General features: G+C 37.8%; 25 protein-coding genes. 1 reads left to right on the top strand and 24 read right to left on the bottom strand.

Annotation, left to right across the window (positions count from 1 at the left end):
• Positions 1-257: 257 nt before the first annotated feature.
• The 19 genes from spoVT to metG all read right to left on the bottom strand — a co-directional run bounded on the left by spoVT (position 258) and on the right by metG (position 21,372).
• Entirely contained in the window at positions 258-794 is a 537-nt protein-coding gene (gene spoVT / locus J2Z82_RS16640; RefSeq protein ID WP_209481939.1) for a stage V sporulation protein T, read from the bottom strand.
• 136 nt (positions 795-930) lie between these two features.
• The gene (mfd, locus tag J2Z82_RS16635; RefSeq protein ID WP_209481938.1) at positions 931-4,455 is read right to left on the bottom strand and encodes a transcription-repair coupling factor; all 3,525 of its coding nucleotides are present in this window, start codon (positions 4,453-4,455) and stop codon (positions 931-933) included.
• A gap of 142 nt (positions 4,456-4,597) precedes the next feature.
• A complete protein-coding gene (fin, locus tag J2Z82_RS16630; protein ID WP_209481937.1) occupies positions 4,598-4,828 on the bottom strand; it encodes an anti-sigma-F factor Fin in 231 nt (76 codons plus the stop codon).
• A gap of 76 nt (positions 4,829-4,904) precedes the next feature.
• Complete coding sequence (pth, locus tag J2Z82_RS16625; protein ID WP_209481936.1) at positions 4,905-5,465, bottom strand: aminoacyl-tRNA hydrolase; 561 nt, start codon at positions 5,463-5,465, stop codon at positions 4,905-4,907.
• Positions 5,466-5,590: 125 nt separating this feature from the next.
• On the bottom strand, positions 5,591-6,220 hold the full coding sequence (locus tag J2Z82_RS16620; RefSeq protein WP_209481935.1) for a 50S ribosomal protein L25/general stress protein Ctc: 630 nt from the start codon (positions 6,218-6,220) through the stop codon (positions 5,591-5,593).
• A gap of 200 nt (positions 6,221-6,420) precedes the next feature.
• Entirely contained in the window at positions 6,421-7,374 is a 954-nt protein-coding gene (locus tag J2Z82_RS16615) for a ribose-phosphate diphosphokinase (RefSeq protein ID WP_209481934.1), read from the bottom strand.
• A 14-nt stretch (positions 7,375-7,388) separates the two neighbouring features.
• Positions 7,389-8,768, bottom strand: coding sequence for a bifunctional UDP-N-acetylglucosamine diphosphorylase/glucosamine-1-phosphate N-acetyltransferase GlmU (gene glmU, locus J2Z82_RS16610; RefSeq protein ID WP_209481933.1), 1,380 nt, complete (start codon positions 8,766-8,768; stop codon positions 7,389-7,391).
• 632 nt (positions 8,769-9,400) lie between these two features.
• On the bottom strand, positions 9,401-9,691 hold the full coding sequence (gene spoVG, locus J2Z82_RS16605) for a septation regulator SpoVG (RefSeq protein ID WP_092506310.1): 291 nt from the start codon (positions 9,689-9,691) through the stop codon (positions 9,401-9,403).
• Between the two features lie 280 nt (positions 9,692-9,971).
• Entirely contained in the window at positions 9,972-10,784 is an 813-nt protein-coding gene (gene purR / locus J2Z82_RS16600; protein ID WP_209481932.1) for a pur operon repressor, read from the bottom strand.
• 66 nt (positions 10,785-10,850) lie between these two features.
• The gene (gene ispE, locus J2Z82_RS16595; RefSeq protein ID WP_209481931.1) at positions 10,851-11,708 is read right to left on the bottom strand and encodes a 4-(cytidine 5'-diphospho)-2-C-methyl-D-erythritol kinase; all 858 of its coding nucleotides are present in this window, start codon (positions 11,706-11,708) and stop codon (positions 10,851-10,853) included.
• A gap of 588 nt (positions 11,709-12,296) precedes the next feature.
• The gene (locus J2Z82_RS16590; protein WP_092506314.1) at positions 12,297-12,479 is read right to left on the bottom strand and encodes a small, acid-soluble spore protein, alpha/beta type; all 183 of its coding nucleotides are present in this window, start codon (positions 12,477-12,479) and stop codon (positions 12,297-12,299) included.
• Positions 12,480-12,584: 105 nt separating this feature from the next.
• Positions 12,585-12,941, bottom strand: a complete 357-nt coding sequence (locus J2Z82_RS16585; protein ID WP_209481930.1) for an SCP2 sterol-binding domain-containing protein — start codon at positions 12,939-12,941, stop codon at positions 12,585-12,587.
• A gap of 47 nt (positions 12,942-12,988) precedes the next feature.
• Positions 12,989-13,249 carry a biofilm formation stimulator Veg gene (gene veg / locus J2Z82_RS16580; protein WP_092490955.1) on the bottom strand — a complete coding sequence of 87 codons (261 nt, stop codon included), beginning with the start codon at positions 13,247-13,249 and terminating at the stop codon, positions 12,989-12,991.
• A gap of 315 nt (positions 13,250-13,564) precedes the next feature.
• On the bottom strand, positions 13,565-14,437 hold the full coding sequence (yabG, locus tag J2Z82_RS16575; protein ID WP_209481929.1) for a sporulation peptidase YabG: 873 nt from the start codon (positions 14,435-14,437) through the stop codon (positions 13,565-13,567).
• A gap of 1,123 nt (positions 14,438-15,560) precedes the next feature.
• Positions 15,561-16,442 carry a 16S rRNA (adenine(1518)-N(6)/adenine(1519)-N(6))-dimethyltransferase RsmA gene (gene rsmA, locus J2Z82_RS16570; RefSeq protein WP_209481928.1) on the bottom strand — a complete coding sequence of 294 codons (882 nt, stop codon included), beginning with the start codon at positions 16,440-16,442 and terminating at the stop codon, positions 15,561-15,563.
• Positions 16,432-16,998 carry a ribonuclease M5 gene (rnmV, locus tag J2Z82_RS16565; protein ID WP_209481927.1) on the bottom strand — a complete coding sequence of 189 codons (567 nt, stop codon included), beginning with the start codon at positions 16,996-16,998 and terminating at the stop codon, positions 16,432-16,434. Before rnmV ends, rsmA begins: the two co-directional genes overlap by 11 nt.
• A gap of 71 nt (positions 16,999-17,069) precedes the next feature.
• On the bottom strand, positions 17,070-18,275 hold the full coding sequence (locus J2Z82_RS16560; RefSeq protein WP_209481926.1) for a resuscitation-promoting factor: 1,206 nt from the start codon (positions 18,273-18,275) through the stop codon (positions 17,070-17,072).
• A gap of 240 nt (positions 18,276-18,515) precedes the next feature.
• Entirely contained in the window at positions 18,516-19,292 is a 777-nt protein-coding gene (locus J2Z82_RS16555; protein WP_209481925.1) for a TatD family hydrolase, read from the bottom strand.
• A 121-nt stretch (positions 19,293-19,413) separates the two neighbouring features.
• Complete coding sequence (gene metG, locus J2Z82_RS16550) at positions 19,414-21,372, bottom strand: methionine--tRNA ligase (RefSeq protein WP_209481924.1); 1,959 nt, start codon at positions 21,370-21,372, stop codon at positions 19,414-19,416.
• A gap of 351 nt (positions 21,373-21,723) precedes the next feature.
• Here metG and J2Z82_RS16545 point away from each other — a divergent pair, with 351 nt between their 5' ends.
• Positions 21,724-22,002, top strand: a complete 279-nt coding sequence (locus tag J2Z82_RS16545) for a transition state genes transcriptional regulator AbrB (protein ID WP_209481923.1) — start codon at positions 21,724-21,726, stop codon at positions 22,000-22,002.
• Positions 22,003-22,170: 168 nt separating this feature from the next.
• Here J2Z82_RS16545 and rsmI read toward each other — a convergent pair whose 3' ends face one another.
• The 5 genes from rsmI to J2Z82_RS16520 form a co-directional block, all read right to left on the bottom strand.
• On the bottom strand, positions 22,171-23,049 hold the full coding sequence (gene rsmI / locus J2Z82_RS16540) for a 16S rRNA (cytidine(1402)-2'-O)-methyltransferase (RefSeq protein WP_209481922.1): 879 nt from the start codon (positions 23,047-23,049) through the stop codon (positions 22,171-22,173).
• Positions 23,027-23,320: a GIY-YIG nuclease family protein gene (locus tag J2Z82_RS16535; RefSeq protein ID WP_209481921.1), complete on the bottom strand. Its 294-nt coding sequence runs from the start codon at positions 23,318-23,320 to the stop codon at positions 23,027-23,029. The genes rsmI and J2Z82_RS16535 overlap by 23 nt, the downstream gene beginning before the upstream one ends.
• The gene (locus tag J2Z82_RS16530) at positions 23,307-24,053 is read right to left on the bottom strand and encodes a tRNA1(Val) (adenine(37)-N6)-methyltransferase (RefSeq protein WP_209481920.1); all 747 of its coding nucleotides are present in this window, start codon (positions 24,051-24,053) and stop codon (positions 23,307-23,309) included. Before J2Z82_RS16530 ends, J2Z82_RS16535 begins: the two co-directional genes overlap by 14 nt.
• 70 nt (positions 24,054-24,123) lie before the next feature.
• Positions 24,124-24,432: a DNA replication initiation control protein YabA gene (gene yabA, locus J2Z82_RS16525; protein WP_245251766.1), complete on the bottom strand. Its 309-nt coding sequence runs from the start codon at positions 24,430-24,432 to the stop codon at positions 24,124-24,126.
• Positions 24,433-24,482: 50 nt separating this feature from the next.
• Positions 24,483-25,307, bottom strand: coding sequence for a PSP1 domain-containing protein (locus J2Z82_RS16520; RefSeq protein ID WP_209481919.1), 825 nt, complete (start codon positions 25,305-25,307; stop codon positions 24,483-24,485).
• Positions 25,308-25,311 lie beyond the last annotated feature (4 nt).

Raw genomic sequence — 25,311 nt, 5'->3', positions numbered from 1 at the left:
AGGCCTAGATGAGACTACGCAGCGACGTAGGAGCAAGGAGGCTCATCAGCCGCCCTTGGTGCGCGAAGTGTATTTCCGTAGCGGTGTTACTGCACCCAACCATTAGTTCGCATTTTATATCAACTGCGTGGTTAGAGAGCCACAGAGAATACTATGAATCGGCTGCCCTTACTCTGTGAAGCAGTTTATAAAATTTGGACAAGTAAAAAAAAGAACAAAAACCAGTAAATTTGTTAACTGGCTTTTGTTCTTAACTACTATTCCATTTGCTTGGCCAAAAAGCTTGAAGCCGTTTCAGTACTTTTTTGTTCGACGTTACTAAGTTTTTTACCATCTCTTGAAAACATCATGACACAGCCAATCGGGTCACCATTTGCAATAATAGGGCTAATACAATACGAATCAATTTCTTCATCTTTTCCCTGGGTGATTTCTAGTGTAGCTTGTTCTGTTTCAAATACGAGTGAACGATCTTCCATCGTCTTTTCGAGTTGTTTCCCTATACTTTTATTTAAATAATCTTTTTTTGATTCACCAGCTACAGCTATAACCTCATCGCGGTCACAAATTAAGACAGGATAGTGCAATGAGTCAAATAATGCTTCTGCGTATTCCTTTGCAAAACTCCCCAGTTCATTAATAGGTGAATATTTCTTTAAAATTACTTCACCTTCACGATCAACAAATATTTCTAATGGATCTCCCTCTCGAATACGTAATGTTCGTCTGATTTCTTTTGGGATAACTACTCTGCCTAAATCATCAATTCGACGTACAATTCCTGTTGCCTTCATTATGAAGCCTCACTTTCCTATGATGATTGTCTCTGGTGTAAGTAATTTCAATGTTTACCTCAATGTGAAAAAAACACCAGTTGTGCCTATAGTATAAATCATCTTCTAAGAACTATACATCATACAGTGGGATTTTCTAATCTTCCCTATTGACCTCAGATAATTGTGTGATAAAGTTTTCGACTATTTCATAACGTTGGTGATGAGTATCACGTGTCCATTTGAATATCACTTTTAATTTGCTTCCTTCCGTCCCAAGCTGGACGTCGCGACCGAAATTATTGGCAAGCTCGAATAATTTCGACCCATCAATCTGCTGACTGCGGTCTCCATCTACAAGCAATTCGATTTTTTTATTCTTTTCACTAATCGTTTCGACTCGTTGTTGCTTCGCTAACCTTTTTAACGATGATACTACGAATAAATGCTCCACTTCTTCTGGATAATCTCCAAATCGATCGATTAATTCATCTCGTAAATCTTCAATGTCATCCGATGAATCGATTGTTTGAAATTGTTTATACATTTCAATTTTTTGTTTTTCATCCTTGATATACGTATCAGGAATATAAGCGTCAAGATTAAGTGTTAATTCTGGTTCAAATGCCTTAATATCATCGAGTTCTTTTCCATACTTTCGTGCGTCAATTGCATCTTTCAGCATTTGGGAATACATATCAAATCCTACTGAATCAATAAAGCCGTGTTGTTGTGAACCTAATAAGTTTCCAGCACCACGTATTGACAAATCACGCATTGCGATTTTAAATCCAGAACCAAGCTCCGTAAACTCTTTAATCGCTTGCAAACGCTTTTCAGCAATTTCAGTAAGTACCTTATCCTTCTGGTAGGTGAAATATGCATAAGCAACGCGATTTGACCTGCCTACACGTCCTCTAAGCTGATACAACTGACTTAATCCCATTCGATCAGCATCATTAACAATTAATGTATTAACATTTGGAATATCAACACCTGTCTCAATAATTGTTGTACTAACAAGTACATCATACTCACCTTCCAAAAAGGCAAATATAACATTTTCCAACTCTGTCTCATTCATCTGGCCATGAGCAACAGCTATTCTTGCATCATCAACAAGCATACCAAGGTCACGCGCTACACTATCAATATTTTCGACACGATTATAGAGGAAAAATACTTGTCCGCCACGTGACATTTCCCGTTCAATCGCCTCTCGAATGAAAATCGGATTATATTCCATTACATACGTCTGGATCGGAAAACGATTTTCTGGCGGTGTTTCAATTACAGATAAATCACGGACTCCTAGCATCGACATGTGAAGTGTTCTTGGAATCGGTGTTGCTGTTAGTGTAAGTACATCAACATTTGTTTTAAGCTCTTTAATCTTTTCTTTATGTTTCACACCAAAGCGCTGTTCTTCATCAACGACGAGCAGTCCTAATTCACGAAATTGAACATCTTTTGATAGTAAACGGTGTGTTCCGATTACTATGTCGACCAACCCTTTTCGAAGCCCATCCATTGTTTCCTTCTGTTGCTTTTTCGTTCGAAATCTACTTAATATACCGATATTTACGGCATGATCTAAGAACCGCTCACTAATGGTTTCAAAATGTTGCTGCGCCAATATTGTCGTTGGAACTAAGATAGCCACTTGTTTTCCATCCGCCACCGCTTTAAAGGCTGCACGAATGGCTACTTCCGTTTTCCCATAACCAACATCACCACAAAGCAGCCGATCCATTGGACGTTCTCTTTCCATATCATGCTTGATTTCCTCAATACACCTTATCTGATCGTCGGTTTCCTGGTATGCAAAGGAGGCTTCAAATTCTCGTTGCATTTCTGTATCTTCACTGAATGAATAACCTTTTCGTGCTTCACGCTCAGCATATAGCTTAATAAGGTCATCAGCGATATCTTCCACGGACGATTGTACTTTACGTTTTACCTTCGTCCATTCACTTCCACCTAGTTTATAGAGCCTAGGCTCTTTGCCTTCTGACCCAACGAATTTTTGTACTAAATCTATCTGATCAATCGGAACGAAGAGTTTATCATCACCAGAGTATTTAATAAGCATATAATCCTTATGCATGTCACTAACCTCGAGGGTTTCGATACCTAAATACTTTCCAATTCCATGGTTAGCATGAACAACATAGTCTCCAACTTTTAACTCCTGATAGTCCTTAATACGTTCTGCGTTAGAGATCTTTTGCTTTTTACGTGTACGTTTCATTTTCTTTTTAAATAATTCGTTTTCCGTAATTAATACCAATTTGTGCATCGGCATTTCAATACCACTGCTGATATTGCCAACTGCTATCGTTGGTTTAGTAACAGGAAGCTCCAGCTTACTCGAAACAACTGAATCAATATCATAGTCTAAAAAGATAGAATGAATTTTTTCAGCTCGTTTTTCGTTTGGCGCCAAAACAACAACAGAAAAGTCACCTTTTTCCCAACGTTTTAATTCATTTTGAAACAAATTCATTTGCCCATGAAACTCCTGCATAGCTCGAGAGGACAAATTTATAATATTCTGTGGTTGTGTATTCGGTATATGCCGCAAAAAAACCGACATATAAAGACGCTGTTGCGTCATGTTTTCCCATACCGTATGCCAGTCAAAGGAAAACCTACTACCTCGCACCATTTTGTTCGTCTCTAATAGGTTGCTGTACCATTCTGCTTCCTCTGAATCCAATTGTGTTGCAGTTTCTTGGATTCTGCTCATTTCATCCATAATTACCATACCGTCTGCAGGTAAATAATCTAACAAACTAGCAGGATTGTTATACAGAAAGCCAATATATTTATACATTTCCTGAAATCGTTCAAGATTCTTTAATCGTTCAATATCGTGTTCCATTACTTCAATCAGGGTTTCTTTCGCTTCCGGTTTTTTTAATTTCTTCAGCGATTCCGATAGTGCCTTTTCTACACGTTGTGCCCCCGTTACCATATCTTGTTCACTTAACAGAAGTTCAGTAGCGGGGCCAATTGTTATTTCCTTCTTTTTTTCCAAGGACCGCTGTGAGTCCACATCAAAAAAACGTATGGAGTCTACTTCTTCGTCAAATAACTCAATACGGACTGGGTTCAATTCCGTTACAGGATATATATCTATAATACCGCCTCGGCGACTGAATTCTCCAGGAGCTGTGACCATTGTTGTCCGTTCATATCCCATATCTACCAAAGATGATAGATATTTATCAACATCAATATCCTCGCCAAAGGTAAAACGTAACTGATAATCACGCCAATAACTTGCTGGCGGCAAAATACGTTTTAAGGCAGCAACCGGGGCAATTAAGATACCTGACTTTTTCTGTGACCACTCAGTCAACGCATCTATTCGCTGGCTTCTTAATTCAGGACTGGCAACAGCAATCTCTGATGCAATTAATTCATTGACAGGATACAAATGTATTTGTTCATCACCCATAAACTCTGCCAAGTCATCATACAACTGCTGCGCTTGTACAAGTTGATGTGTGATAAGTAAGACTGGTTTATGTAATGATTCATTAATAATAGATACAAGTAAACTTCTTGCAGAACCTGACAGCCCTGCAACAAGCTGTTCCTTCATCCCTCCGGAAATTCCGTTAATGATTGATTCAACATCTTCTTTTGAACGTAAATATTCATTAATCCCTTTCATTTTTCCCCACCTGCTTAAGTGCAAAAATGCCTTGGCTAGCGTTGAGCGGCATCGCCTAGCAACTAGTAGACTTTCTTCCCTGTACTTCCGTTGCTAATCGATTACTAACGTTAATGAAATAACCAAAGCTATTTTGCGTATGTTATTGTATGAAATAGTCTAACTCATGATACTGTGGATGGCTGCCAAGCGATTCTTCACAGTTTTCACAAATGGTTTGAATATGAACATCACCATTATTCTGATAGTGAATCATTTCTTGTTTATCCTCAGTTGATAATTCATTCCATCCCAGCATCGACGTATCTATTACTTGCTGATTTAATTTTCCAATTTCATGTCCACAATGTCTACATTTATAGACAATAGACATACAAAAAACCTCCTCGAATAAACATGGGGTACAATAAAGTTTATCCGAAAAGCATCTTTTTATACTATATGTGGTTTTAATTATTAAATTCATTCATAACTTCAGGAAACGACTTTTCTAACCATGCTTCACACGCATCGGCTGCTTTTTGAATACTGGAATCAACTGCTTCATGTTTTTCTTTTGGAAATGATCCAAGTACATAGTCAACTACTTGTATTGGCCCTGAAGGACGTCCAATACCAATTCTGAGCCGTTTGAATTCCTTGGTACCCAAATGTTCAATAGTAGATCTAATTCCATTATGACCGCCATGGCTGCCTTTTTGCCGTAACCGGATTTTTCCTGTTGGAAGATCGAGGTCATCATAAATCACAAGAACATCGTCAACATCAATATTATAAAAATCCATTAATGGACGAATTGATCCACCCGAAAGGTTCATATATGTTTGTGGCTGCAGGAGAATAACTTTTTCATCTCCAAGAAACTCAACCGTTGATTTTCCATTAAACTTGTCCTTCTTTAGCTTCCAATTGTGGCGATCAACTAATTCATCAATTACCATAAACCCAATATTATGGCGTGTTTTTTTAAATTTTCTTCCTGGATTTCCTAACCCAACGATACATTTCATTTTGCTACTTCCTTTATGGACTAGTTTATCTAACTTTTTATATTGTACTGTCTTTATGTCAGAAAATAAAGCAAAACCCTCCTATACAAAATAGGAGGGTTCAGATGCTTTTAATCGAAAACTATCTACTCTTCTTCATCGTCTTTCGCACCAACAAGTTCAGGTTCAGCATTTTCATCTACTTCCTCATCTGTCTCATCCAATGTATCTGGTGGTACTACCGTTGCAACAGTGGTATCTGCATCTTCTAGAAATTCATATTTACTTGCTTTTGGTAAATCAGCAATTGCAATCGTATCACCAATACCAAGTTCTGAAACATCAACAGAGATTTGCTCTGGAATATCAGCTGGTTTAGCTCTTACCTGTAATTCAAATAATGGCTGCTGCAGGACACCGCCTTCTTTAGCACCATATGCCTCACCCTCGAGACTCAATGGTACTTCAACGTCCATTTCTTCAGCCATGTTTACGATATAGAAATCAGCATGAATTAACTCATCTTTAAGTGAATCCATTTGATATTCGTGGAGCATTACATCTTCCGCTTTATCGCCCTCAATTTCAAGTGAGATTATCGCGTTTCTGCCTTCGTCACGAACAGTTTTTACTAAGTCAATGCTATTTACAGCAATCGCTTTAGCTTCCTTATCTTTCCCGTAAACAACGGATGGTACTTCTCCACTTTCACGGATTTGTTTTGTTGCAGATTTTGAATGATCTTCTCTTTTTGTTGCTTTTAGTTTTACTGCCATGTTTATCACCCTCCATTATTTAAAAACTTGGAACTTGACCAAGTTTATATGGCAAAAATCTTTCCTAGCAACTAAAGCTTTCGCCAGCTGGTAGCGATAAGCCAAATTTGCTAATCATCTCTTACTATTAAAACATAATTTTAGTAATAGACAAAATTTCTACGCATTTTTTATTCCCTTATTTTTATCATCCTAAACGTTTAATCGAATAGAATACTTACTGATTGCAATTCATGTATACGAATAATTGCTTCACCAATTAACGGCGCAACAGACAATTCGGTAATTTTTTCACTTTGTTTCTCTTCAGGAAGTGGAATTGAGTTCGTAATAATCAGTTCCTTGATTTTCGAATTATCAATTCGCTCAATCGCTGGACCTGACAAAACAGGATGTGTACAGCAGGCATAAACTTCTTTAGCACCATTTTCAACTAATGCATTTGCTGCCAAAGTAATTGTACCTGCAGTATCGATAATATCATCTATAAGAATAGCTGTCTTGCCTTCAATATTACCAACGATATTCATAACTTCTGCAACATTTGGACGAGGACGCCGTTTATCGATTATACCGATTGGCGCTTTTAGGCGATCGGCCATTTTTCGTGCACGTGTTACACCACCATGATCGGGCGAAACAATAACTAAGTCTTCAAAGTTCTTCGTTTCAAAGTAATTAGATAAAATTGGCACACCTTGCAAGTGATCAATCGGTACATTAAAGAAACCCTGAATTTGTGGCGCATGTAAATCAAGTGTAATCACACGACTAGCGCCAGCTGTCTCAAGCAAATCAGCTACAAGCTTAGCAGCAATTGGTTCTCTTGACCTTGCTTTGCGATCTTGTCTAGCATAACCATAGTATGGCATAACAATATTAATTGACCTTGCTGAAGCTCGTTTTAGTGCATCAATCATAATTAATAGCTCCATAATGTGTGTATTAACTGGAGCACAAGTTGATTGAACAACATACACATCACAGCCGCGAATACTTTCTTCAATATTAATTTGAATTTCACCATCACTAAAAGCAGAAACCGTGCACTCACCTAATGTTGTGCCAATATGGCTAGCGATGTCCTCAGCTAATTGACGATTTGAATTCAGTGAAAAGACTTTCAAAGATCGATCCTTGTAGCTAGATGCCATGAGATAACCCTCCGTTAGTTTTTATTTCTGTTTTTTATCCTTGATGCATAGCCCTCTTTATTCGTTTGTCTTGCACGTGCAACAGATAATGAATCTTCTGGCACGTCCTTCGTTATCGTTGACCCAGCAGCAACATAAGAACCTTTCCCGACTGTAACCGGAGCAATAAGGTTGGAATTACACCCAATAAACGAATCATCTTCAATTGTTGTTAAATATTTATTTTTCCCATCATAGTTAACCGTAATCGTTCCACAACCGATATTCACATTACTTCCAACCTCTGCATCGCCAATGTAGCTTAAATGAGAAACCTTACTGTTATCTCCGATGAACGTCTTTTTAACTTCAACAAAGTTTCCAATTTTTGCATCATTGCCAATTGATGCTTCTGGTCGAATATGTGCATATGGGCCAATTTGTACACGACTACCGATTTTACTATCTTTAGCGACGCTTTGTTTAATAATACTTGCTACACCAATAGAACAATTAATAATTTCACTATGAGGACCTATTTCAGCGTCAGTTTCTATAATCGTTTCTCCCTTGATAATCGATCCAGGATGTATTAAGACATCCTGTTCAATTGTAACATCTGGGCCAATATATGTGTTATCAGGGTCTAAAATTGTAACCCCGTTTTGCATATGTCTTTTATTGATACGCTTTTTCATTGTTGCTTCCGCCTGAGCTAATGCTACACGGTCATTAACACCAAGTGTTTCTTCAAAATCTGGAGTGATTGAGGCACTAACCTTCTCGTCCTGACCTCGTAAAATCTCAATTACATCCGGCAAATAATATTCACCTTGCACATTATCATTCGAAACTTTTTGCAGGGCCTGAAATAGTGCTTTATTATCAAAACAGTATGTACCCGTATTGATTTCATCAACTAGCAGCTCCTGGTCATCTGCATCCTTGTGTTCAACAATCCGCTCTACTTCGTTATTTTCATTACGAATAACCCTACCATAACCTGTAGGGTTTAGAACTTTTGTTGTTAAAATTGTCGCCTTAGCACCTTCTCGTTCATGGTGATCAAAGAGCGCTTGATATGTTGTGCTTGTAATTAATGGAGTATCTCCACAAACTACGATAGTTGTTCCCTCTTTATCTTTTAATAATTCCTCTGCCTGTATTACGGCATGTCCGGTCCCTAATTGTTCTTCCTGAATGACCAACTTGCTTTGATCTCCAATATGATCAGACACCTCTTCAGCGCCATGACCCACAATCGTAACCATTTCATCCAACTGTACAACATTTAATTGTCCTATTACATGCTGCAGCATTGGACGGCCTAATACAGGATGAAGTACTTTATATAGTTTTGACTTCATTCTTGTGCCTTGTCCAGCTGCAAGAATGATAGCATAACGGTTCACCATGAAGAATCCTCCATTCTAATTATCCATTATGAATATATCTCAAAAAAGAGATGATTTCAACAGATAGAAGCGTATGGAGATTAATAATTTTTGGAAAAAGGTTGCATTCTAGTAGATTGTTGTTCCTGATAATAAAATCGATATACTGCGAGGTAATACTTGTAATATTAGAAATTACATAAGAATTAGCATACATTTGGCCCCTATTGTAGCAGAACCATCTTTAACGGAATGAGGATCCGCTTCGATTGGTTGGCGGATCCTCGTTCCGTTATTTGCTTGAAAACACTGGTTTTAAGCATCGGGATGAATCCTCATTCCGCTATTTGTCATTTTTACCTCAAATTTGGTTGATTTTTTGCTATTAGCGGAACGAGGGTCCGTCTCACCACTACGAGAACACCTTTTCTGCTAAATAACGGAATGAGGATCCGCTTCGACCGTTTGGCGGACCCTCTCATTCCGTTATTTGCTTGAAAACCCTCACTTTATCCTTTGGTTCGGAAATAGTGTACTATCTATGTATTTCCCTGTAACTGAACCCATTAGGAAAAACACTCCTGCTTTTATATTTAATTGCAAAAAAAGAAGGCTAACCTGGTTGCAGATTAGACCTCTCGTTGATCATGTCTTTAGGAAGCGCCTGCTTCTTCATATCGCACTTCTTCTTCACCAGCACGACGGTATTCTTCTAGTACCGCATCCTGTATTTTTGCACGAGTATTAGAATTAATGGGATGCGCAATATCCCTGAATTCACCGTCTGGGGTACGTTTGGATGGCATAGCTACAAACAATCCATTATTCCCATCGATGACACGGATATCATGGACAACAAACTCCTGATCCAAAGTAATCGATGCAATTGCTCGCATTCTTCCCTCTGTGTTAACGCGGCGTAATCTTACGTCAGTTACTTCCATGATGTTTCACCACCTTTTCCCTTTTGAACTTATTATCAATAATTCAACAAAACAATGAGAATTCCTGCCTATTTTAAAAAAAAATTTAAAAAGACTAAAAAAAGCTTAGAAAACTTGGTATACGTTAAAGGAATTCTTATGAAAGCCTATTGATGCTTTCTCAGAATCCCTTATATTTTGGAGTTTAATCCTTTAGGCAAAATGCCTTAGTTGCACTTAAGTTTTTATACTTTTTTAACTGCAAAAAAAAATCTTTCGTAAATTGAAAGATTTTTTTGGTTCAGGCATGGAGATTACCAGGCAAAACCTCAATATTTTTCTGTTTAATATCTACATTGGTGATTTTAACTAATGAAGTATAATTTTCTACTACTCGTTCATCTTCTTCATCATCCGCTTCTGCCAGAACACCAATAGCTTTTACATTTGCATTAAATTCATCCAATAGGCTTGTCATCCCTGTAATTGTGCCACCGGCTTTCATAAAGTCATCAATTATACAAACGTTGGCATTGTCCTTTAAACTTCGCTTAGGGAGCACCATCGTCTGGATCTTCCGGGATGATCCGGAAACATAGTTAATGCTTACAGAAGACCCTTCCGTTACTTTTGGATCCCTTCTGACAATTACAACAGGAACATTCAAAAAGGATGCTACTGCGTACGCAAGCGGAATTCCTTTCGTTGCAACTGTTACCACTACATTAATTTCCATGTCTGAGAAGGCTGAGGCGAGTACTCGCCCTATTTGCTTAACCATGTTTGGATTACCTAAAATGTCACTCATATATAAATAACCGCCAGGAAGGATTCTCGCAGGATCCTCCAACGTATTACAAAGGTCCTGTATAAATTGCTTGCTGTTTTCTCTAGAAAGGTTTGGAATGTACCTGACACCACCTGAGGCACCAGGAAGAGTCTGCAAATGACCTATTCCTTCTTCCCGCATAACACGATCAACAATAACCAAATCTTCACTTACTGATGATTTGGCTGCATTATATTTTGAAGAAAAAAACGGTAATGACGTATGTTTCTTGGGATTCTCAAAAAAATAATTTGTTAATGAAACTAATCGTTCACTTCTTTTCATAAATACACCTCTAAAACCGAATAATTATTATCAAACATACCATAATTATACGTATTTAATCAAGTCTTAACGACGATCAAGAAGTTGAACAATATAGACTTCATCACAAAATCCCCTTAAGCCGTTATAGATGCGTTTAGCTTTACTATAGTGCTCGACAAGTCCGGCAACAGTTGGACCACTTCCGCTCATTAACACACCAGAGGCACCGGCCTGTACCATCTTTTCCTTAATATGTTGTACATTTGGGCACAGCGAAAATGTCACGGTTTCCAATGCATTACCAATATTCGCACATAAATTGGAGAAGTTTTTTTCTTCCAACGCACGAATGATTTCATTTGTGTCCGGATGTATTATTTCTTCTATATTTACTTTTTGAAAAATATTTCGCGTGGAAATTCCAATATTCGGTTTTGCTAATATTACAAAACAAGGCGGTGGTGCGGCTAATTCACGAATTTTTTCGCCATGGCCGGTTCCAATTGCAGTAGTACTATAAATACAAAAAGGTACATCAGACCCGATATCTGCTCCTAGCTCCGCTAATTCTTGTAAAGATGCACCAACAGACCACATACGATTCAGTCCACGAAGTACGGCAGCAGCATCACTGCTTCCACCACCAAGACCAGCCGACACGGGTATATTTTTTTCTATTTCAATCCTAACGCCGTAATGTATCTGGTATTTATTTTTAAAAGCAAGTGCTGCTTTATAAGCAAGGTTCCGCTCATCATTTGGAACATACTGATTATCAGCAGATACCTCAATCATATCTCCATAAACAGAATATAATTCAACACGATCAGCTAAATCTACAGCTGTCATTATCATCTCAACCTCATGATATCCATCGTTACGTTTACCAAGGACGTCAAGCGATAAATTTATTTTGGCTGGCGCTCTTTCAAATAAAACCATCTCCGTCACCCACTTTATAAAACTAACCAAATTGTATCATAAAATTTAAAGCAAAGGCGACTGGTTTGGGTGACATGCATAAGCATAAACAACTCTGAGCTGTTTTTCGATGTCCATTTCCTTATGTCACGAACCAAGGGCCATAACTGAGTACAAAAGCGCAAGCGCCTGTTCAGCGCCGTATGGACTGCGCTCAGCGCTGCGGGTGGGTCAACGTTGCCGCGCAAAGCGGCGGTCTTAGTCAATCTTCCTTTTCCCTGAGATTAGATGAACTTTACTTATCGCCAATGATGGCGAAAGTAAAGATGAATCTTATGCTTGGAAAGCGAAAAGGATACACGAAGAGCGTAAGCTGCCCCATAGGATGTGGTGGTTTTAGTCGAACATCTTTATTTCTTATCGTAGACACGGGGAGGGAAAGTTCACTAGGCGCTAGGCGCTGGCCGGTGAGAACGCCACGTCCTGTGGCGTCACCGGCACTAGTACGTCCTGTACGTCGGAGCTGGACGTCGCTGATTCGGGAGTCCAGTTATCCACTGCACTTAAATTTTATAATTTCCTAGACAGGTACAAAAATGGCAAACCCATTTAGGGTCTGCCATTTTGATTCATATTTTGCTCGGCCATTTCCAATGCACGTTTCACCATATTCCCGGCATCTCTTGACTTTATGCCGCCCCATCCTTCTTGTTTTACTGTGTCGTAAAAGCCTAACTCTTTGGCAATTTCTTCTTTCAATTGGTCCGACATCATTCCACCACGTCTAGCCATGAAAGAACATCCCCTTTCGTATAAGAGTTCCTTCCTACGACATTTGTAGCTTATGTATATATCTGCAACATACTCCCGTTATATGTATACAAAAAAGGAAATATTTTAGCTGTCAAATTGGTATTGCTTCAGTATAGATTCTAATTTTAAAGCCAAGCTTATATTACCATCAATTTTAAGTTTCCCCGTCATGAAAGCTGTCGTGCTATTTAAATTACCAAGCAAAAACTTTTTAAAATGTTTTACTTTCATTTTCAATATACAGTCCGGATCTTTTTCATCTGTATAATATATCGTTGCTACTCCGTTTTTAAATTCTAATTGGTATTGCCCATCTTCCTCATCGACTAAATGGAACTGATAAATTGCATTCACATCTTCATAAGGAGCCTTGTTGGCTTGCAATTGCTGATCAATCATGTCCCATACCTCTTTAACCGGTGATTTTTCCAATGATTCCATCTGTACTTCCCCTTTTTTAGATAAAAATATAAGCAGTAAACTTAGGTTTACTGCTCTACCATTAACGCTCTCTCTTCATTAAAGTTTAATTCCACTGTTTCTGTTAACACGTCTGCATAGCTGTATGAAACACGTTCGAATGAATTTTCATCTTGGTCTAATTCAACAATGAAAACAGAAGGATATGTTTCCGCCAAAATGCCGCATCGTTCAATTGTTTTTCTTCTACCACCATTGGCTTTGAGTTTTAATCGCTTACCAATTTGGCATTCAAGACCTTGCTTAATTTCTATTAATGTTTTAGCCACTATACTCCACCTCACTATTATTATAATATCACAAGCTTGTATAATCGTCAAATAAAACATAACATTATAACAGTATGTCATTTTCTATGTCAACAAGTAAATTCAGCTTCTCTTCCTATTATTTCAAAATGTTAACAAATTATGTATTAAATTTTGTTACATATCTTGGGATACCATTAACATAATTCCTTTAAATACGATATTCAGCTTTAAACGACACCTTAATACTTTGGAGTAAAAGCCTTTGTGCATTTATATAGCAAAAAAATATTATACCCACTGCTAAGGAATGAGCTGATGTCTCCTGCATCAGCTTCATTCTTCGGATTCATCGTCCGCAATATAAGGCATTCCCGTTCTTAGGAGACCTCTAGTTTCTACTCCACCCATACCTTTCTCGCCAGTTAATGTGTTGCGCAACGCATCCCATACACTCACTTTTTCCATAAATGGGGTATAAGCAATTTTCGCTGCTATATAGACTGGATCCAAGGCATGAATATTTATACGTGACGGGGAACTTGCAAAGTTTGCTCCTGCTCTTATTAGTGATTCAAAGTGGGATTGGCAAGCACCCGCGAATATAACAAGCTGATCTAAATGCGGTGTTTTCTGGCGTGCCGCACGAACTGTTTCTGCAAAATATTTTGAATGACGATAGGCACGGAGGTCATTTTTTACTCCTTTATTCTTGGAAAAGGCATCATGACCTGTAATGACAATGATATCAGGCTGGATTTTTTCCACTAACGGCCCAATTTCAAATGGCATTTCTTTTTCATTGACATAAACCCCGTGAACCTGTAAACCCATCCGGTTATATAAATCAATGCACTTTCTTAAATAGGTTCGATCTCCATCGATATGCAGTACTTTTGCAGGTAATTGAAAAAAACTGGATGTGGTCTGATATCCATCACTTGATTGATAATCACGTTTTTCCTTCATTAACTGATAGTCCTGTCTAAATAAACGGTAGGAAAATTCTTCTTGTTCTTTTTCTTTCTGTTTCCTTTTCTGCAGATCTCTTTCCTGGACATGCGTTAAATCGTCCAGGGAAGCATCTGCAATAAGGCGAATATCTTCGCCATGAACAATTGCAGTATCCTCTGACAAAGATGCAATACGAAATAACAAATCATGTTTATGTGATATACGTGTTACTAATTCTCCTGTTAAAAAGCCCATAAAGCCACCTCACAGCCTTCATTCGGATGAAAGCATTCCTATCATAGACTATGAAAATAAGGGCTCTTCTGTGCCATTTTAGAAAACTTCGCATTCGTTAAAAGGGATATCTTATGAAAACGTGTATTTTACTTTCTTGGAAACCATTTAACTTTGAATACAAGCCTGCAGTTATGTGGGGATAAGAAGATAATTATACTTTCTTACAGTTAAAAAAGTGCCTGGGACAAAAGTATTTAGTCAAAAAATAAAATCCGAACTATAATTCAAAATTCTTGAAATAGAATTCGAATTAGTTCGGATTTTATTGCAGATTAGATATAAACTGCGAACTAACTTAAAAAATTGCTGAGTCCTATGACACCGCTTCGGAAATACTCTTCGCTTTCCGCGGGTAACGCTTCAGCTTCCTCGGAAGCAAAAATCGCTTCCTGCGGGATCTTCAGCTGTTGCTTTTCCCGCAGGAGTCTCCATATATTTCCTACGCTAGGTGTTGCTCCCACTATATCCTGTAAATTAATCTATGCTTATCGTGACATTGCCTATTAGCCATGGGTAACACTTCACTCTAATCAAGAAACCTCTACCAGTGGAGGCAGAATACTTTGACTCCTATGAGAACACAGTACGTGTCTAAAGACCCCGGAAGAAGCGCTCTTAGTGTCACGTGACTAAGAAGAAACTGTTGAAACGTCAGCTTGAGCAGATGCCGCCTTGGTATCCGGGTCGGTGAAAGTGAGTATTTCCCTGCAGTTGGATTTAAAAAGAACTGCGCGTTTCTTGGAGTTGCTAATTTAAATGATTTAGAGTCTTTTTTATCCATCACATTACATTTGTTTATTTTTAGAATTGTAATACACAATCCAGCGAAGGAAATACACGTAGACTCCTGTGGGAGCTGAGGCCTAGATGAGACTACGCAGCGACGTAGGAGCAAGTAGGCTCATCAGCCGCCCACGGAAAGCGAAGTGTATTTCCGGAGCGGTGTTACACAACCACTAATTCGCAGTTTATATCAATAACGTATTAGATCCAACAATTGAAAATGAATGTCCTAAACATCCTATCCTGTATTATTCGTCTTTAAAGTAAAAGGTTCTAGTTATGTCCAAGCTTCTTTTGACTATTTTTCGGCAGCTTGATGAAAAGCATTAGCTAATACTGCGAATTCTTGCATATCCAATGATTCTCCACGTCTTGTTCCATCAATACCAATGCGTTCAAGTATCACAGAAATCATTTCTTTGTCATATGTATCATTAAAATACCGAACCAGGTTGTTCCGTAATGTTTTTCGCCTTTGCGCAAAGCAAGCCTGCACAATTGAAAAAAAATAATCTTCATCATCCACTTGGACAGGAGGCTCATTCCTGGTTGTAAGTCTTAGGACACTTGAATCAACATTTGGCTGTGGCATAAAAACACTTTTTGGGACATTCATTAACACTTCAGCTTTTGTATAATATTGAACAGCAATAGTTAATGATCCATAGCTCTTATTATTTGGTTTGGCAGCCATTCGTTCAGCAACTTCTTTTTGAATCATTACTGTAAAACTTGTTACAGGTAATTTATCACGTAACAATTTCGTTAAAATGGGAGTCGTAATATAATACGGCAAATTTGCTACAACATGAACCGGTTGATTTGGTTTTAGATGACTCTTAATAATTTCATCAACATTTGCATCCAATATATCCTGATGAACAACCTGGACATTTTCATATTCCTTCAGTGTATCATCCAAAATTGGCAATAAACGCTGATCAATTTCATATGCAATGACTTGGTCCGCGTGAAGTGCCAACTGCTCTGTTAAAGCTCCAATACCTGGACCTATCTCAATCGCTAGCGTGGATTTATCAATACCAACCTCTTTTATAATATTTTCAAGGATATTTACATCAATTAGAAAATTTTGCCCCAAGCTCTTCTTAAAGGAAAATCCATATTTTTTTAGTATTTCCTGTGTTCGTTTAGGGGTAGCAATTTTTTTAGTTGTCATTCTTCTCCTCCTGCAGTACTTGGTTTATCGATTGCTCAAATTGGGCTTTCGTTATTTGAAACATGGTAAGACGCTTAAGCAGCTGTTTTCCATTCGTATGTCCAATTTGAAGTAATTCACCAAGACGGTCTCTTCTGTAACTAGCTTGAGGACTCCCAATTAATCCATATGTAATCAGATCCTCCCTCGTTATTTCACTTTCCTCCAAATCCTTTAATTCATAAACATCTTGTAATGACTGTCGAATTGCTGCAATAGATGCATGTTCAATGCCAAGGCTTTTATTAGAATGCTTTGAACGGGCTTTATCACGTGTTAAAAAAGCGTGTTTGCAGCCAGGAACAGCCTTATCGATGATTTGACGAATTCTTTCACCTGGGTAATCCGGATCGGTAAAAATTATAACGCCTCGTTTAGCTTTAGCATGCTGTATTTGTTTTAGAATTATGTTATCTATAGCTGATCCGTTAGTCTCAATTGTATCCGCTTCAACAGCACGACGAATTTTAGCAGTATCATCGCGACCCTCAACAACGATAATTTCCTTTATATTCAACGTAATATCCTCTTTTCAATAATAAATAATGCTCCTACCACTTTACCATGGTAAGAGCATTTTATCATGTATTAATCTAAAACTTTAACTTTGACATTACTTCTTGTTCCATAGGCCAATGCATCAGCTCTTGTTGGCAAATGGATATCGATATGATTTCCATTAATGCCACCACCAGTATCTGCAGCGATTGCATTTCCATATCCTTCTACCCATACTTTTGTCCCTAACGGAATAACACTTGGATCAACAGAAATGACTTTTTTGTTTGGATTTGCATTTAAGTTAATTCCTGTAGCAGTATAACCTGAACATCCGACACAATCAGCACTGTATGCAGTTACTCGCATCGAATATACTTTTCCACCAGAATCATCAGGTTCATTACTACTGCTGGAAACGGTGACTAATTCTTTTTCTTCTTTCGTACCAAATGCAACAACACGGTTTTCACTTTCCTGCTTTATTTCTTCACTGATAAGTTTGCGATCAACTTCCTTGCCATTTTCTTTAATTATTTTAATCGTCTTAACTAGAAGTCCTTCATTACCTTCTTCAATAACGCGTTTTTTCCCTTTTTCAAGGTTTTTATCTTCGCGTTTTTCTGTTTTATAATCAATTTTTTCCTTTACTTCAACCGTTTCTTTTTCAACACGGACTACCTTAATAGTGGTGTTTTCGGTTACTTCACCATCTGTGTTTGCTTTAATCTTATCTGACTTATCGTAGGAAATTTCGCTTTCCTCTAATACTTGATCGACTGTTCCACCGTTAGTCCAAACTTTCTTATTCTTTCCGCCATCATTGATCGTGATTTGAAAAGCTTTATCAATAGAAAGCTCAAGTCCTTCACGAACAGCGTCTGACTTACCATGTGAAACTTCATCATGTTCCGATAAGGTCATGCTATTTTCCTTTAGGAATTCTCCGACTGTATCTACCGTTGTATGATAAGTTTGTTCTTTGCCATCTATTGTTACCGTTATTTTATTGGCTTCTTTGTATGTAATGTTCATTTCATCGTCTATTTGTGCATCCATATCATGTGACAATTTATCATGTTTACTAAACGTAATCCCTAATTCAGCCAGTAGTTCAGCTACTGTATTTGCATGTGTCTTAACCTTTTGCTTTTCACCATTTTCTGTTACTACCACTTCTGCCTTCGTTGCTTCGAATAGTGTAACTCCAGAAAATACAAACAGTGCCAATACACCAATAACAGAAATAACCAGCTTCATTTTAGACGCCGGCAACAGCTTTGAAAAAATCTTCATGCTTTTTGCCTCCTTCTACCGCGACTTCGATTATAATAATACTTGTATGCAATTTCAACGATAATCCGTTTACGGTTTGTTTACATTCAAGTTACAAATAATTACCGCTGTATAACACGCATCCCCCAAACCTTGATGTGACTTGCTTTTTTTGCGAAAAAAAAGAGACTAACATTAGTGCTAGTCTCAAAAGAATATCCATATTCATGTTCAATTATTACATTTATATTTCATCAAATTTCATGTGTTTTTTCCAATTTTAAACAAAGAAAAGGCGTTTTCTGTCGTTATTTGACTAAGTTCATCAAAAGGAATCTCCCTTAGTTCAGCTATTTTCTCCGCTACCAATTTAACATATGATGGTTCGTTTCGTTTCCCTCTATTTGGATGCGGAGCGAGGAATGGTGCATCCGTTTCTACCAATAGCCGGTCTAGCGGTACTTCTACAGCTACCTCTTTTGGCATTGTCGCATTTTTAAATGTTACAGGACCTCCGAGCGATATATGGAAATTCATATCCAGGCATGCTTGTACATAATCAACTGAATCATTATAACAATGCATTATCCCACCGATTTCTTTTGCATTTTCTTCCTGTAAAATTTCGATAATATCTTCGGTTGCTTCACGGTTATGAATGATAATCGGCATATTTAATTTTTTAGCTAATTGAATTTGCTTGCGAAAGACGTCTTTTTGAACTTTTTTCGAGGACTTGTCCCAATGATAATCTAAGCCCATCTCGCCTATAGCAACTACTTTTGGATGTGCAGATAACTCTTCAATCCAGGCCAAGTCTTCATCTGTCATATCAACCGCATCCACTGGGTGCCAGCCGACTGCTGCATAGATTGTTTCATATTGTTCAGCTATTTCAATCGCTGGCGGAATTGTTTCACGATCAAATCCGACCACTACCATATATTTCACCCCAGCATCAAATGCCCGCTGGATAGTTTCATCACGATCCTCAGAAAACTGTGCTGCATTCACATGGACATGTGTATCAAATAGCACATTAATCACTCCTTTATTTAGAACACTTGGCTTATTAAGCCACTTATGCAGTAAGAAAGGTTTATTTTTTAACTGCAGGTAATAGAAAAGGCCATACTCATTGAGCTGACCTTTTCCTGCTTTACTTTACTACAGAACCATTCGGCAGTGTCTGTTCAACTGAAGCAAGTACTAATTTCCCGGCATTACCCTCACCACAGAGAATCATTCCTTCTGACATTTCTCCACGCAGTTTAACAGCTTTCAGGTTCGTTACACAGATTACTTTTTTCCCAATTAGATCTTCAGGTCTATAATGCTCTGCAATTCCTGATACTACTTGACGTTTTTCAGTCCCGATATCCAGCTGTAGCTTTAATAGTTTATCGGCCTTTTTTATCGTATCCGCTTTAAGAACTTCAGCAACACGCATATCAAGCTTCATAAACTCATCAAAAGCAATTTCCTCTTTTTGCTCTGGTGCTTGTCCTTCAGCCTGCTTTTCTTCTTGGGCTGGTTTTTGCATCATTGCCTTTATCGTTTCTACTTCTTTTTCTACTTCTAAACGAGGAAAAATAGGTTCTCCTTTTTTAACAAGTGTTCCTGTTTTAATTTCTCCATTTAGGTGAACACTTTCCCATTCTTTCAACGAATCATCTGTTACACCTAGTTGTTTGAAAATTTCTGTAGGTGCTTCTGTCAAGAATGGCTGAAGCATAATTGCCACTTTACGTAATGATTCAGTAAGGTGGGCCATAACATTGCCTAAACGATCTTGTTTCGATTGATCTTTAGCTAATACCCATGGCTCCGTTTCATCAATATATTTGTTCGTACGGCTTATAAGCTGCCACAAGGAAGCTAACGCAACTGAGAATTGCATATTTTCCATTGAATCTTCCACTTTTTCAATTGTGTCTTTCTGTAACGCTTCAAGTGATTGTTCAATCTCTGTCTCAGATTCCTTGTATGCAGGTATTTCCCCGTTGAAATATTTCTCAATCATAGCAACTGTACGATTAAGTAAATTACCAAGATCATTTGCTAAATCATAATTTGTGCGATCCACAAACCCTTCAGGTGTAAACACACCATCAGATCCAAATGGAACTTCACGAAGTAAATAATAACGTAATGCATCAAGACCATAACGATCCGTTAATTTAATCGGATCAACAACGTTCCCCTTTGACTTGGACATCTTACCGTCTTTCATTAAAATCCAACCATGGGAAAAAACTTTTGTTGGCAATGGCAGATCCAATGCCATTAACATAATCGGCCAATATATCGTATGGAAACGAACAATTTCCTTACTCATCAAATGAACATCGGCAGGCCAAAATTTCTGATATAAACCATCATCATCCGTGCCATAGCCAAGTGCCGTGATATAATTTGTAAGTGCATCAATCCATACATAAATAACATGCTTCGGATCACCGGGTACTTTTATGCCCCAATCAAAAGTAGTTCTGGATACCGCCAGATCCTCTAATCCTGGCTTAATAAAATTATTCAGCATTTCATTTTTTCGACTCTCCGGCTGAATGAATTGCGGATTTTCTTCATAAAATGCAAGAAGTCGGTCGACATACTTACTCATCTTGAAAAAGTATGATTCCTCTTTTACTTTTTCGACAGGACCGCCACAATCCGGACAATGCCCATCATCCAATTGACGCTCTGTAAAGAATGACTCACATGATGTACAATACCAGCCTTCATATTCATCCAAATAAATATCACCTTGTTTTAAAAGCTGATCAAATATTTGTGCCACAACTTTTTTATGACGCTCTTCTGTTGTACGGATAAAATCATCATTTGTTATTTTTAATTTTTTCCAAAGATCCTGAATACCACTTACAATTTCATCAACGTATGCTTGTGGTTCCATATTTTTTTCTTTAGCTTTACGCTGGATTTTTTGCCCGTGCTCATCAGTTCCTGTCAAGTACATTACATCATAGCCGCGTAATCGTTTATAACGGGCAATCGCATCTCCCGCCACAGTTGAATAAGCATGTCCAATATGTAAATTACCACTTGGATAATAAATTGGTGTGGTTATATAAAATGTATTTTGCTCATTTGGCATTGTTCCCTTACCTCCTCAATCACTAATTCTATTGTAGCGATTTTATCATAAGTTTTCCACTCACGTGACATAAACGTTTCATTTAATTAGTATTGCCAATTGAGTTATTTAAAATAAACGACAGTTAACTAAATCATTAACTAATTATACAGTTAACAAAATTTTCTAATTTGTTTTAATTTAGACTAAAAATCTGTTGACACTATTGACAATGGTTGGTAATATATATTTAATATACATGTCGAAACATGCCGAAAAAAATTTATTAAAGTTAGTAATAGAAAAGCCAGACATCCCTATTAGTAGTTGGTGTGTCACGTTTTTCTATCCGTTAGAGGGGGAGAATGGAATTTGAAGTCCACAGGAATTGTACGAAAGGTTGACGAATTAGGACGAGTAGTTATTCCTATTGAATTGCGCCGCACACTTGACATTCATGTAAAAGACGCTTTGGAAATTTATGTTGATAACGATAAAATCGTATTACAAAAATACAAGCCGAATATGACTTGCCAAATAACTGGAGACACTTCTGATGAGAATTTATCATTAGCAAATGGTAAAGTTGTTCTTAGTCCTGAAGGAGCACAAGAACTCATCAATGAAATTCAATCAAGATTAAACAAATAATATGTGATAAAAGTGGCTGACGCAAATCAAATCGTCAGCCACTTTTTTAATGCTGTTTTGTTAAGATTTAACATTAGCAAAACAAAACGGATGTAATATACGAAGACTCCCTCCGGAAAGGTTGAGATACCAGTAATTAGGTGACAACTCTTTTAGAAAGCAGTCTTTTTAAGTATTATCAACATGGAACGCCTGATATACATCACGTTTTGCCATATTTCTTTCAGTCGCTGCTCGTTTAATTGCATCCTTACTTGATAGGCCTTCTTCGTCTATATAATGTGTTACATGATCAATAATGGAAAGGTGACTCCACCAAAGTTCATTTTCAACGACAGATACCTCACTTGTCCCCTCTACTACCAGACAGAACTCACCTTTAAGCTCTTTCTCTTCAGCCCATAACAGGAGTTCTTCCACTGTTCCACGTGCATATTCTTCAAACTTTTTAGTAAGTTCACGTGCTACAACTATTTGCCTGTTACCAAGCTGCTCATGCATTACTTTCAGGGTATCCTTTAATCGATAAGGGGATTCATAAAAAAGTAACGTTGCTTTTAAAGAACTTAACTGTCCCAGCTCAGTTGCCTTATCTTTCTTTTTCCGTGGTAAAAAACCATAAAAATGAAATTCAGCCGAAGGTAATCCTGATCCAACCAGCGCGCACAATGCTGCATTCGCTCCAGGTAATACTATAACTGATTGATCCGCCTCAATCGCTGCTTGAACTAATTCATATCCCGGATCTGAAATAGCCGGCATACCAGCGTCACTTACAATTGCAACCAACTCGCCATTATCAATACGATCAAGCAACTGTTTTTCACGACTTTCTTTATTATGTTCATGATAGCTGATAAGCGGAGTTGATATTTCAAAATGACTAAGCAGTTTTCTCGTGTTTCTTGTATCTTCTGCTGCAATTACAGCAGCACTTTTCAATATTTTTAATGCCCGGAAGGTAATGTCTTCCAAATTTCCAATTGGGGTTGGAACGACATAAACAGCACCCTGAACCTGTTTGTCAAAGCTTTTCTGTATGTTCATATTGAATCACTTCTTTCAGCTTGTCCCGAATTAATTGAAATTTTCCCTTACGTGTAAGCTGTTTGACCTGATATTCCTTTTGTAATGCTTCCTCTTTTGTCGAAAACCTTTCCACAAATACAACTTGAAAAGGGCCTCGACCTCGTGTGTACTTAGCACCTTTGCCCTGTTCATGCATCGCTACCCTATGCTCCAAATCGTTTGTATAACCGGTATATAGTGTATTATCTTTACATTTTAAAATATAAACAGTATGTTCATTGGCGTCCATAAATAATATCCTCTGCTTCCTTCGTATACGTATTATCATCGTTATAAATATATAATGGTGAAAGAGTAGTTAAATCTGATTTTCCATCTCGGGTTGCCTCAATTAAAAGCATATTCGCATCTCTTCCCCGTTTAGGGTAAACAAATTGTATGCGTTTTGGCTCAAGCCTGTATTTACGGAATAACGCAATAATATCCACTAGCCTTCCTGGCCGATGTACCATTGCGACTTTCCCCCCTGGACGTACATGTAACTTGCAAGCCTTAACGACATCTTCCAATGTACAATAAACTTCATGTCGTGCAATTGTTAGGAATTCATTTTTATTGTGCTCAGTTTTTTCTGGTGTACGAAAATATGGCGGATTGCATGTCACCACATCAAATTTACTATGACCTAATTCAGCCTGCATTTCCTTTAAATCACCTTGAACCATCGAAATTTGTTCACCTAAATCATTTAGTGTAACATTCCGCATTGCCATATCAATTATTCTTTCCTGAATTTCCACACCAATTATCGATGCGTTTGTACGCCGGGACAGCAAAAGAGGGATAACTCCATTCCCTGTACACAGATCCAAGATATTTCCTTTCTTAATTGGTACGTATGCAAAATGCGCAAGCAGAACAGCATCAAGTGAAAAGGAAAACACAGTAGGACTCTGGATAATATGCATCTTCTCGTTTGCTAATAAGTAATCATGTCGTTCATCGTCATATAATGGTACCATTTTGATTTCCATCCTTACTATGTTAGAAAAGCTGCCCCTAATTGCTAGAGACAGCTGTTCCAACTATTTCTTATTTCGTTTTGTTCAGAAATAACAGACAGAACAAACAATCCTCATCCTGGCGCGGACTACCAAAATGAACGTTACAAATATGAAATCCCTCTTCATAAAGTCTCGCTAGGTTGTCATATCCCTCACCAGGAATATCTTTTGAATGATCCACTATCTCGTCTTCTTTAAAATCTTCATCCGTACTTTCTAAACGATTACGTAAATGATGATTCTCCATTGCAAGACGATGATTTTCTTCTAAAAGATCACTCAACCTGCCTTTTAAATCTCCTAGCTGTTCATATAACTCACCTATCTGCTTTTCCATATCAGATACCTGATCAAAAATTTCCCGTTTCTTCACGCCTTTTCACCCCACTAGTCTGTGGCTTGCGCAATTATTCCTTCATCAATTAGTTCATCTAATGTATATTCAATGACACGTTCTGCTTCAGGCATTTCTATGTGAACGATTCGTTCTAAGATGTTTAGGCCTACTACTTTACCAGTACCATATGGTGTGGTAATAGCCTGCCCAATATCAGGTAAATCACGCTTAGCTGTTTCGTAATCATCATTTTCATACTTCAAACAGCACATGAGTCGCCCACATAAGCCAGAAATTTTTGCAGGGTTTAATGAAAGGTTTTGATCTTTAGCCATTTTAATAGAAACTGGCTCAAAGTCCCCTAAAAACGTGGAGCAACAAAGCATTCTACCACATGGTCCAATACCACCTAACATTTTTGCCTCGTCACGCACACCAATCTGTCTAAGTTCAATTCGGGTTTTGAACTGCGCAGCAAGATCTTTTACTAAGTTACGAAAGTCAACTCGACCATCAGCCGTAAAATAGAAAATTATCTTATTACGATCAAACGTAAATTCTACTTCCACTAGATTCATATCTAGATTATGCTCGATGATCTTTTCCGTACCAGTTTTCAAAGCTTTATCAGCAAGCTCCTGATTTTCAACAACGGTACGTTTATCTTTCTCATCAGCTATTCGAATAACTTTCTTCAATGGGAGAACAACATCCTCCTCATCGACTTGCTTGTTCTTGATAACAACTTTTCCAAATTCAATCCCACGAACCGTTTCCACAACAACATAACTATCTATTTCTATGTTGCTATCTCCCGGATCAAAATAATATATTTTACCCGCTTTTTTAAAACGGACTCCTATAACTTCAATCATTAAA

Source organism: Virgibacillus litoralis (assembly GCF_017873675.1).
GTDB classification, from domain to species: Bacteria; Bacillota; Bacilli; order Bacillales; family Amphibacillaceae; genus Lentibacillus; species Lentibacillus litoralis.
The sequence above is the reverse complement of the archived record's forward strand: the minus strand, read 5'-3'. Positions and strand labels throughout refer to the sequence as shown.